The 10332-nt window shown below is 35.7% G+C and carries 12 protein-coding genes; 7 read left to right on the plus strand and 5 right to left on the minus strand.

Features of this window, described 5'->3' with window-relative positions; genetic code table 11:
- Window positions 1–113: 113 nt before the first annotated feature.
- Window positions 114–575: an Mpo1-like protein gene (locus tag P8M54_RS15965; RefSeq protein ID WP_300289034.1), complete on the minus strand. Its 462-nt coding sequence runs from the start codon at window positions 573–575 to the stop codon at window positions 114–116.
- Window positions 576–1012: 437 nt separating this feature from the next.
- On the opposite strand from P8M54_RS15965, the gene P8M54_RS15970 reads away from it, so the two are divergent.
- The 3 genes from P8M54_RS15970 (at window position 1013) to P8M54_RS15980 (ending at window position 3622) form a co-directional block, all read left to right on the plus strand.
- Window positions 1013–1726, plus strand: coding sequence for a hypothetical protein (locus P8M54_RS15970; RefSeq protein WP_300289035.1), 714 nt, complete (start codon window positions 1013–1015; stop codon window positions 1724–1726).
- A gap of 76 nt (window positions 1727–1802) precedes the next feature.
- The gene (locus tag P8M54_RS15975) at window positions 1803–3158 is read left to right on the plus strand and encodes a Mur ligase family protein (RefSeq protein WP_300289036.1); all 1356 of its coding nucleotides are present in this window, start codon (window positions 1803–1805) and stop codon (window positions 3156–3158) included.
- Between the two features lie 5 nt (window positions 3159–3163).
- Window positions 3164–3622: a GNAT family N-acetyltransferase gene (locus P8M54_RS15980; protein ID WP_300289037.1), complete on the plus strand. Its 459-nt coding sequence runs from the start codon at window positions 3164–3166 to the stop codon at window positions 3620–3622.
- A gap of 38 nt (window positions 3623–3660) precedes the next feature.
- Here the strand turns inward: P8M54_RS15980 and P8M54_RS15985 are convergent, their stop codons facing one another.
- Window positions 3661–4332: a DUF1287 domain-containing protein gene (locus P8M54_RS15985; RefSeq protein ID WP_300289038.1), complete on the minus strand. Its 672-nt coding sequence runs from the start codon at window positions 4330–4332 to the stop codon at window positions 3661–3663.
- Window positions 4333–4406: 74 nt separating this feature from the next.
- On the opposite strand from P8M54_RS15985, the gene radC reads away from it, so the two are divergent.
- The 3 genes from radC to P8M54_RS16000 are packed head-to-tail and all read left to right on the plus strand — an operon-like array spanning window position 4407 to window position 6576.
- On the plus strand, window positions 4407–5099 hold the full coding sequence (gene radC, locus P8M54_RS15990) for a DNA repair protein RadC (RefSeq protein ID WP_300289040.1): 693 nt from the start codon (window positions 4407–4409) through the stop codon (window positions 5097–5099).
- Window positions 5100–5110: 11 nt separating this feature from the next.
- On the plus strand, window positions 5111–5800 hold the full coding sequence (locus P8M54_RS15995; RefSeq protein WP_300289041.1) for a YjjG family noncanonical pyrimidine nucleotidase: 690 nt from the start codon (window positions 5111–5113) through the stop codon (window positions 5798–5800).
- Between the two features lie 2 nt (window positions 5801–5802).
- On the plus strand, window positions 5803–6576 hold the full coding sequence (locus tag P8M54_RS16000; protein ID WP_300289042.1) for a hypothetical protein: 774 nt from the start codon (window positions 5803–5805) through the stop codon (window positions 6574–6576).
- Between the two features lie 52 nt (window positions 6577–6628).
- On the opposite strand, the gene P8M54_RS16005 is transcribed toward P8M54_RS16000, so the two are convergent.
- The gene (locus P8M54_RS16005) at window positions 6629–7906 is read right to left on the minus strand and encodes a replication-associated recombination protein A (RefSeq protein WP_300289043.1); all 1278 of its coding nucleotides are present in this window, start codon (window positions 7904–7906) and stop codon (window positions 6629–6631) included.
- Window positions 7907–8132: 226 nt separating this feature from the next.
- Here P8M54_RS16005 and P8M54_RS16010 point away from each other — a divergent pair, with 226 nt between their 5' ends.
- Window positions 8133–8876 (plus strand): rhomboid family intramembrane serine protease, encoded by a 744-nt coding sequence (locus P8M54_RS16010; RefSeq protein WP_300289044.1) that lies wholly within the window; start codon window positions 8133–8135, stop codon window positions 8874–8876.
- Between the two features lie 44 nt (window positions 8877–8920).
- On the opposite strand, the gene rlmB is transcribed toward P8M54_RS16010, so the two are convergent.
- Together rlmB and P8M54_RS16020 are read right to left on the minus strand one after the other, a co-directional pair.
- Window positions 8921–9655, minus strand: coding sequence for a 23S rRNA (guanosine(2251)-2'-O)-methyltransferase RlmB (rlmB, locus tag P8M54_RS16015; RefSeq protein ID WP_300289045.1), 735 nt, complete (start codon window positions 9653–9655; stop codon window positions 8921–8923).
- A 68-nt stretch (window positions 9656–9723) separates the two neighbouring features.
- A partial coding sequence (locus tag P8M54_RS16020; RefSeq protein ID WP_300289046.1) for a SusD/RagB family nutrient-binding outer membrane lipoprotein occupies window positions 9724–10332 on the minus strand: 609 nt, incomplete at its 5' end.

The raw sequence follows: 10332 nt of genomic DNA on the forward strand, positions 1-10332 counted from the left end.
CTAAAAAAAGTGGTTACTTCAGACATGAGATAACCACTTTAAGTACGAGTTTTGACTTGAATATGTATTTGTGCTATATAAAACTAAAGCAAAAATATAAGTTCTATTACATTTTAATTTATTTTGAAAACCGAATGGATTACCCAAGCCGGTCCAATTAATAAAAATTGTAAGTCTTTAATAAACGATGGTTTTACACCTTCGATTTTATGACCGTAAAACTGCCCAATCCAACCTACAGTAAAAAGACCAATAGAGAACCATAATAAAGGTAAGAACTGTGCAATGATATAATTTCCGACTAGGCAAATACTAGTGAATACTAACATTTGTAGTCCCATTTTTAGGGATAATCTAAAATAAAAAAGAAGTACAAAAACGAGCACAATAAAAGCCCAATTAGCAAAAATAGGGTGTAGACTCGATAAGGGAACTAAGACCGAACTAGGAATACTCATAAAAAGCCCCACTACTGAAAAAAAGATGAGTGGAACACAGATGTAATGAATTTTTTTGTTTGTTAGATTTTTATGACTTACGCCATATTCCTCAAACCATTGTGCTAATGTTTTCATGTTTTTATTTTTTACTAATGTAGTAAAAAAACTGAAATGCAAATTATGAAGGTTAATTCGGGAGTAATTGGTGCTTGTTTTGTTGCAAATGTACTTTTGAATGAGGGATAGTAGCGGAAATCCTTTTTGAGGTTTTTACCGAAAAAAGATTGAAGTGTATAGCCCGACCCGCTTTTTTGCGGGACATTCCCAAACAATTAAAAAAAGTGGCTTCGTTCTTGCTACATTCCGAAAAGTAAGGATTGTTTGCTCTCATTAGGGTATGGCTTTGTTACAGTTGTGTATTCTGAAGGTGTTTCTGAGGGCTTAAATTTAAGTGGGTTTGAAACGTTTGGCTTTGAGTTTTAATTTTTTTTCCGAGCTGATTTTCGGAATTTTGGCTTTTTTATGTGAGGCAAAATTTCCCTTATCCTTTAAAATTTACTTATTTTTGAACTATGAAATATTTTTTAATCATCTTTTTAGTACTACCTATACTTGTTATGTCGCAAACTAACTTAGAGAGAGGACAGCGTTTGTTTGATGAAGGAAAAACAGATCAAGCTGAATTTGTTTTTAAATCTATTTTAAAAACAGAACCAAGCAATTTAAAAGCCATCGAGTACTTAGGTGATATTGCAGGTCAGAACAAATCTTGGGATGATGCGGTAGTTTACTATGGAAAATTGAAAATTGCGAAACCTACTGAAGCCGATTATTTTTATAAATATGGTGGTGCGTTAGGAATGAAAGCACTTGAGGTTAATAAATTTAGAGCCTTAGGGATGATTGATGAGGTTAAAGGTTCGTTCGAAAAAGCGATTAAAATAGACCCTAGGCATATAGATGCAAGGTGGGCATTGATAGAATTGTATTTAAAACTTCCCGGTATAGTAGGGGGTAGTGAGTCAAAGGCAATTAGGTATTCAGGGGAATTAATGCGATTGTCTCCTGTAGATGGAAATTTATCCAGAGGTCACATTGAGGAATATTTTAAAAGATACGGCAAGGCCGAACAGTATTATAAAAAAGCAATTGCTATTGGAAATTCTAAGGTTAGTTATCAAAAATTAGCCGATTTGTATCGGAATAAAATGAACGATCCTGCAAAGGCATCCGAAACTTTATTGCAATATAAAAATGCAGTAGCTAGCGGTAAGAAAAACATGTAAGGAATCACATAGAATAGAAAAAGGATTCCAAACGAATAACATAGAAAAGTAAAGGCTTTAAACAGATAAATAGAATATGAAAACTCATTTTATAGCCATTGGTGGTAGTGCGATGCACAATCTAGCCTTGGCGTTACACAACAAAGGATATCAAGTTACGGGCAGCGATGATGCTATTTTTGAGCCTTCGAAGTCAAGATTAGAGAAAAAAGGAATTTTGCCGGCAACTCTTGGGTGGTTTCCTGAAAAGATAACTGCTGATATCGAAGCTGTAATACTAGGAATGCACGCTAAGGCGGATAATCCGGAGCTACTTAAGGCGCAGGAATTAGGATTGAAAATATATTCCTATCCAGAGTTTTTATACGAACAGTCTAAATCAAAAACTAGAGTTGTCATAGGTGGTTCTCATGGTAAAACAACCATCACTTCGATGATTTTGCACGTGATGCATTATCACGATATTGCTGTTGATTACATGGTAGGAGCGCAGTTGGAAGGATTCGACACTATGGTTCACTTAACGGAAGAGAATGATTTTATCGTGCTTGAAGGCGATGAGTACCTATCGTCACCAATTGATCGCCGACCAAAATTTCATTTATACCAGCCTAATATTGCCTTGATTTCCGGAATTGCATGGGATCATATCAATGTTTTTCCAACTTATGAAAACTATGTTGAACAATTTGAGATTTTTATTGGTAAGTTAGTTAACGGAGGGATTTTAGTTTACAACGAGAACGATCCTGAAGTAAAACGTGTTGCCGAAGCTGCGACTAATCCTATTCGGAAATTACCCTACAGCACGCCTAATTACAAGGTTGAAAACGGAACTACTTTGTTAGAAACTCCCGAAGGAGATATGCCAATTGAAGTTTTTGGCGCTCACAACCTGAATAATTTGGCTGGAGCCAAATGGATTTGCCAAAATATGGGCGTAGACGAAGCCGAATTTTACGAAGCAATTGCAAGTTTTAAAGGCGCGTCTAAAAGACTAGAAAAAATTGCCGAATCGAAAAGCGCAGTAGCATACAAAGATTTTGCGCATTCGCCTAGTAAAGTGGCAGCTACTACAAAAGCAGTAAAAGAGCAATATCCAGACAGAACCGTTGTGGCATGTTTGGAATTGCATACGTATAGTAGTTTAAATGCGGAGTTTTTGAAGGAGTACGAAGGAGCATTAGACTATGCTGATGAAGCAGTTGTTTTTTACTCACCCGATGCAGTTAAAATAAAACAACTTGAAGAGGTTACTTATGATCAAATAGCGACTGCTTTTAACAGAAAAGATTTGGTTATCTACACCAATCCGGCTGAATTTAAAGACTATCTGTTCCGTAAAGATTTAAATAATTCGGCTTTATTATTGATGAGCTCAGGAAATTACGGTGGTTTGAATTTTGACGAAGTAAAGGAGTTATTGAAATAGGACGAATGGAAGATAATGTAACTGTCGTTAGAACGACCAGCGATAATCTTGATTTTAGAAGTTTAATTGCTCAGCTTGATAAAGGATTGTGGGAACGATATACGGAGGCAGGTCCTGATTATTGGGGAAATAATATTATCGAATTCAATCCTCATGTAGTCTTAATCTATCAGGATGAAATATCGGTAGGCTGTGGTTGTTTTAAAGAAAAAGATGAAAGCACAGTCGAATTAAAACGAATGTTTGTTCTAGAGAGTGCTCGCGGATTAGGTTTTGCAAAATTATTAATTACCCAATTGGAAGGTTGGGCGAAAGAATTGAAATATTCTGTGATTGTTTTAGAAACACTGTATAAGCAAGAAGAGGCAATTAGTTTATATAAAAAAGCAGGCTATGTTATTACGGATAATTATCCTCCTTATGTTGGTTATTCAGATAGTATTTGCATGAGAAAAGGGATTTAGAAGGATTAAAATAGAACTGCCATAAGTAGTGCTGTTTTTTACTTTTTGTATTTAAAGTGCCCAACAATTTCGTAATCGAAAAGGCAGTCTGATAAGACTTGGCCGCCGCCAACGTTATGTACAATCAAATTTCTTTTTCCGTCAGCTGATTTTTTAGAGGTAATTATACCAATGTGTGGTAGTTTACCATTAATCATCCAGCTTACGATTTCACCAGTCTTGTAGTCTATGGGATTAGTGGTTACAGCTAGTTTTTGTCCTTTACGTTCAAAAAATGTCTCTAGGTTTGGAACCCGTCTATGGTCAATATTCGTGTCTGTTTTGCTCATTCCCCATTTTTTTAAGTTGGGATATTTGGCAAAATTAGTTTTCATGTCTTCATGAACTTCTTTTTGTAAATCGATATTTAGCTTGCGGTAAGTACGTATGATTACATCAGTGCAAACACCTTTAGTGGCTGGGACATCGCCATTAGGGTACTTAATGCTAATGTAGGAAGGGTCATAAACAACCATTGGGTCAATTATGGAAAGCGCTGCTGAGGAAAGTTTTTCTTCAAAGGTTTGAGGAGGAGTAATATGCTCAACTGCCAAGGAGGATTGGATTCCCTCTTTTTTCATACCGTTAATAGCGACTATTGCCATGACTATTAGTAGAATATGCTTCATGTTTTTTTTATCTAAGATAAATAATTTTTGAGTGGTTTGCATTTTTTATCGGTATCGTATTCTAATTTTTTACGTAATTTAGCTCAAATATATATGCTCCTGATTTATTTTATTAGATGGAACACACGAATTTCCCTATCACAAACTGGTCCGAGGACGACAAGCCTAGAGAAAAGCTAATGCTTAAAGGCAAGGCTGTGCTTAGTGATGCCGAGTTAATTGCTATTTTAATTGGTTCGGGAAGTAGGAATGAGTCAGCGGTAGATCTTAGTAAAAGGATTTTAAAAAGTGTAGACAACAATTTAAATGCTTTAGGGAAATTAACAATAGCGCAATTAATGCTGTTTAAGGGTATTGGTGAAGCCAAAGCGATTTCGATAATTGCCGCAATGGAATTAGGGCGTCGCCGAAGAACAGAAGATGCCGTTGTGATGACAAAGGTGACTTCTAGTAAAGTGGTCTTTGAGATTATGCAACCCTTAATAGGGGAGTTGCCTCATGAGGAGTTTTGGATCGTTTATCTGAATAATTCAAATAAAATTTTATCTAAATCGCAACTCAGTAAAGGAGGTATTACAGGAACACTGGTTGATGTTAGAATTGTTTTTAAATCAGCACTAGAAATGGGAGCAACGGGATTAATTTTGTGTCACAACCATCCTTCAGGTACGCTCGTTCCTAGTGATGCTGATAAACAAATAACTAAAAAATTAAAACTAGCAGGTGATAGCCTGGAAATAAAAGTACTCGACCATCTTATTATTACTGAAACCAACTATTTCAGTTTTGTAGATGAAGGTATTTTTTAAAATAGAAATGTATGAAAATTGAAAATATTAAAGATGTATTCTTTGATTTAGACCACACGTTATGGGATTTCGAAAAAAATTCAGAATTAACTTTTGCTAAAATATTTGCAGAAAAGCATCCCGAGATAGCCGTTGGGGATTTTATCGAAAAATATGTTCCAATCAATCAAGCCTGTTGGCAGTTGTACCAATACGATAAAATAACGCATGAAGAATTACGGTACAATAGATTAAAGCAATCCTTTGATGCAATCGAATATGAAATATCAGATGAGGCTATCGCAGTAATAGCGCAAGATTACATTGATATGTTACCGGATAACAATCATCTTTTTGAAGGCGCTTTCGAAATTTTAGACTACTTAAAGGAGAAATATCAACTACACATTATAACCAATGGTTTTGCAGATGTGCAGGACCGAAAAATAAAAAATTCCCGTTTAGAGCATTACTTTGTCTCGGTGACAAATTCTGAGACTGCGGGTGTCAAAAAACCAAATCCAATTATTTTTGAACATGCTTTGCGTGTGGCTAATGCTACGAAGGAACAGAGTATCATGATTGGCGATTCGCTCGATGCTGATGTAGAAGGTGCATTGGAAATTGGATTAGAAGCGATTTTCTTTAATGAGAATCAGTTGCAAACAGCGGCTCACATTAAGCAGGTGAGTCATTTGTTAGAATTAAAAAAATATTTATAATTATGAAAAAGAAACTAGTTTTTATCGCCCTATTACTGTCAGGTTTTGCAATCGGCCAATCTATCAACGACTATAAAGCAGTCATCATACCATTAAAATATGAGTTTATGAAGACAGATAATCAATACCGTATAGCTACTTTAACTAAGGTTAATTTAAACAACGCAGGTTTTGAAGCTTATTATGCTAATGAGGATAAACCTTTAGGATATGGAGATCGTTGCAGTTTATTAAGTATAGATGTTATAAATGAAAAAGCATTTTTAATTACAAAACTTTATGTAGTTCTTAAAGACTGTTACGGAAAAGTCATATTTGAATCTGAAATCGGAAAAAGTAGAGAAAAAAATTATGAAACCGCTTATAAGGAGGCTTTAAATAATGCATTCGAATCAATAGCAGCTTTAAAATATAAATATAATGGAAATGTTGTGGCTACTAACGATACTCCTAAATCCGATGTTGTAAAAATAGCGGATGTAAGGGCCGAAAGTGTTAGTGGCGAGTCTCAAACAGCTGTAAGTTCAGCTGCTGCGGTTGCCGTTACAGTTCCTAATTCAGCCGTTTTATATGCTCAGCCTACGGCAAGTGGTTTTCAATTAATAGACAGTACGCCAACTGTTGTTTTTAAAATTCAAAAGACAGCCAAAGCCGATTATTTTTTAGCTCAAAAAGGAAACACAAATGGGGTAATGTATAAAAAAGACAGTATGTGGGTTTTTGAATATTATCAGGGAGAAACCTTAATGTCAGAAACCGTTGCCGTTAAGTTTTAAAAATTAGGCTACAATAAAAAAAAAGCAAGTACGGTCGTACTTGCTTTTTTTATTAATAGTCGTATTTGTCTTTCCATCTATTTTTTAAAAAATCTCTGGTCGTATTTTCTCTAGCGTTTGCGCCCGGAATGTAGATAGGAGTATTTTTTAAAGCATCAGGCAGGTATTCCTGATTAGTAAAATTATTTTGGTAATCATGCGAATATTTGTACTCTTCGCCATAGCCTAATTCCTTCATGAGTTTCGTTGGTGCATTTCGCAAATGTATCGGAACTGATAAGTCGCCGGTTTGTTTGACCAATTGTTGTGCTGTACCTATCGCTAGGTATGAAGCATTACTTTTAGGTGATGTAGCTAGGTAAATAGCGCATTGACTAAGGATAATGCGGCTTTCAGGATAACCAATTGTAGCCACCGCCTGAAACGTATTGTTGGCCATTATAAAAGCAGTAGGATTCGCGTTTCCAATATCTTCACTCGATAAGATAAGCATTCGTCTAGCAATAAATTTCACATCTTCACCTCCATCAATCATGCGAGCCAGCCAGTAAACGGCACCATTAGGATCGCTACCTCTTATCGATTTTATAAAAGCCGAAACGATGTCGTAGTGCTGTTCTCCTGTTTTGTCATATAAAACAGTATTTTGCTGTACTAAAGCAAACACACGTTCGTTAGTAATTGTAACGCTTTCGTCTGCTGATGCATTAATAACCAGCTCAAATATATTTAACAATTTACGTCCATCGCCGCCTGATAGGCGCAATAAAGCCTCTGTTTCTTTGAGTTCTATATTTTTAGTTTTCAATAAGGCATCTGTATGCATTGCCCTTTGTAATAGGGCTTCAAGATCTGCTTTTGTAAAAGCATTTAATACATAAACCTGACATCTCGAAAGAAGTGCAGGAATCACCTCAAAACTCGGGTTTTCAGTAGTGGCTCCTATTAATGTAATCCAGCCTTTTTCGACAGCCGCTAATAACGAATCTTGTTGTGATTTGCTAAATCGGTGAATCTCATCAATAAATAAAATAGGATTTTTGGCAGTAAACATGCCTCCACTTTGTTTTGCCTTGTCAATAACCTCCCGAATATCCTTAACGCCAGAGTTAATAGCGCTCAAGATAAAAAAAGGTCGTTGCGATTCCTTTGCAATAATTTGTGCTAAGGTTGTTTTACCAGTACCAGGCGGTCCCCAAAAAATCAAGGACGGAATAATTCCTTTCGAAATTTGTTGTGTCAATGAACCATCCGGCCCTATTAAATGTGCCTGACTAATATAATCTTCTAGTTTTTGTGGTCGTATGCGTTCTGCTAATGGTGCTTCCATACTACAAAATTACTGTTTTTTATTTGAAGCTATTCCAGCTCTCCACTATATCTTTAGGCTATTGTCTCGATTTTAAAAATCGAGACAATAGCCTAAAGGATGCCGTTTCGATCTGGGCTAAAAACGATTTAGTTTTAAATCAAACACAATTCCTTGTTTCAGTCTGACAAAATAGCACTAATTTAGTTTTGGTCACAAATTTGATTCAATCATAGAAAGTAGCATAATGGATAAACATTTTAAATTTACTAACGCAGTCATTGGACTCCCGCTTTTTTTTGTGCTACTGCTTTGGTTTCTATATTGGTTAGAAATCAGATTTGATTATGACTTTGTAGAAAACGGTATTTATCCAAGAAGCATTTCAGGTTTGCAAGGAGTGTTGTTTAGTCCCTTTATTCATAGTGATTTAGATCATCTCTATAATAATTCAATTCCCTTATTGATTTTATTGGCTGCCTTGCAATTCTTTTACCCTAAACAAAGTTTTGGTGTTATAACTTTTGGAATATTAATTTCAGGAATGATTACCTGGTTGATAGGTCGTGACAGCTATCATATTGGAGCAAGCGGACTTATTTACGTACTATTTAGCTTTATCTTTTTTAAAGGGTTGCTAACGCAATATTACCGTTTGATGGCATTATCATTAGCCGTTATTATGATTTACGGTGGTATGGTGTGGTATGTGTTCCCAAAGGTTGATGATGCTATTTCTTGGGAAGGTCATTTGGGAGGCTTTATTGCTGGCTGCTTTTTAGCATTTGTTTATAAGACTAAAGAATATAAAAAGGAACCTAAGTATGATTGGGAACAAGCTGATTATGATGCATCTGCTGATAAATTTATGCAGCGTTTTGACGAAAACGGGAATTTTTTCAATTTAACAATCGAGGAAGAGGTGAAACCCTATTTTTTTAGCGATTGGGATGTGCATTATGAAATTACAGAGACAAAAAAAACGAATTAGGACCTAAGTCGTAATTCGTTTTTTTGTAATAGGGATATTTTAGTTTAGCTTCTTTGTCTAACTGCTTCATATAAAAAAGCACCACATGCTACTGATACATTTAAGGAACCAATGGTTCCAAACATAGGTAGTTTTGCTTTTTCGTCAACTATTTTAAGTACTGATGGATTTACACCTCTATCTTCTGATCCCATGATGATAGCAACAGGTTCGTTAAGTGAAATATCATAGATGTTTTGATCTGTTTTTTCAGTAGCAGCTACCGTTTTTATGCCGCTTGCTTGTAAAAGAAAAATAGCGTCTTTGATGTGTTCTACTTTACAAATCGGGATATTAAATACTGCACCAGCCGAAGTTTTAACGGTATCTCCATTCACAGGAGCTGATCCTGCTTTTTGAACAATAATTCCGTTTACTCCAGTGCATTCTGCTGTTCTGATGATAGCTCCAAAATTTCTAGCATCTGATATTTGATCTAAAATTAAAAACAAAGGTTTTTTTCCGTTTTCAACAACCGTATCAATTAATGTTTCTAAATCGAAAAAAGAAATAGGAGAGATGCTTGCAACGGCACCTTGATGATTGTTGGGAGTAAGACGATTTAATTTTTCAATAGGAACATAGGAAAAGTTAATGTTCGCTCTTTTCATGACTTTCATTAAGTCCTTCATTAGTTCGCCACTAGCTTCTTTTTGTATATATACTTTATCTATTGTGTTTCCTGCTTGGATTGCCTCAATTATGGCTCTAATCCCAAATATCTGATGTTCTTTTTCCATGGCGCAAAGATATGAAAAAAACCATCCCGTTTATAGGGATGGTTTTAATATTAGTAAATTGGGAAATTTTACAAATCCCACCAAACTTTTGATTTATTACTATCTTCAGGTGGTGTTAATCCTTGAACTCCTGCATTATAGTTAGCAGTGTTAAATTTAACTTCATCATCTGGATATTTGTAGCGTGCCGGTATAACTCCTCCATTAAAGGTTCCTGAAGGCGCTACCAAAGTTGGTGTCTTTGTACGTCTCCATTCGCTGAATGAATCAAATGGATTTAAAAATAAAGCAACCCATTTTTCTTCACCTATGACTTTTAGAATTCCAAATGTTCCTGCATCAATTATTCGAGCATCAGCATAGTTACCTGCAACAATCATTGCAGCATCGTATTGCGCTTGTGTCATTGTTGGTACTGCGCTATTTAATCTGTAATGTTTGTATAACGTTTCAAATGATATAACGATCCCAGATCTAAGCAAGGTTAATGGATTCTCTGATGTCCATCCTCTTTGAGCGGCTTCTGCTCTGTTCAAGAAGGTGTGAGAAGCCATTGTCAATGGTAATGGAGAATCTTGTCCGTTTAATGATAAGTTCATTCTACTACCTGATCCAGCGGATCCACCCGCTTGTCCGTACGGTTTTCCGGTTCCAGTTGCACTTCTCATATATAATCC

This window comes from Flavobacterium sp., from assembly GCF_029242675.1.
In the GTDB taxonomy this organism is placed as follows: Bacteria; Bacteroidota; Bacteroidia; order Flavobacteriales; family Flavobacteriaceae; genus Flavobacterium.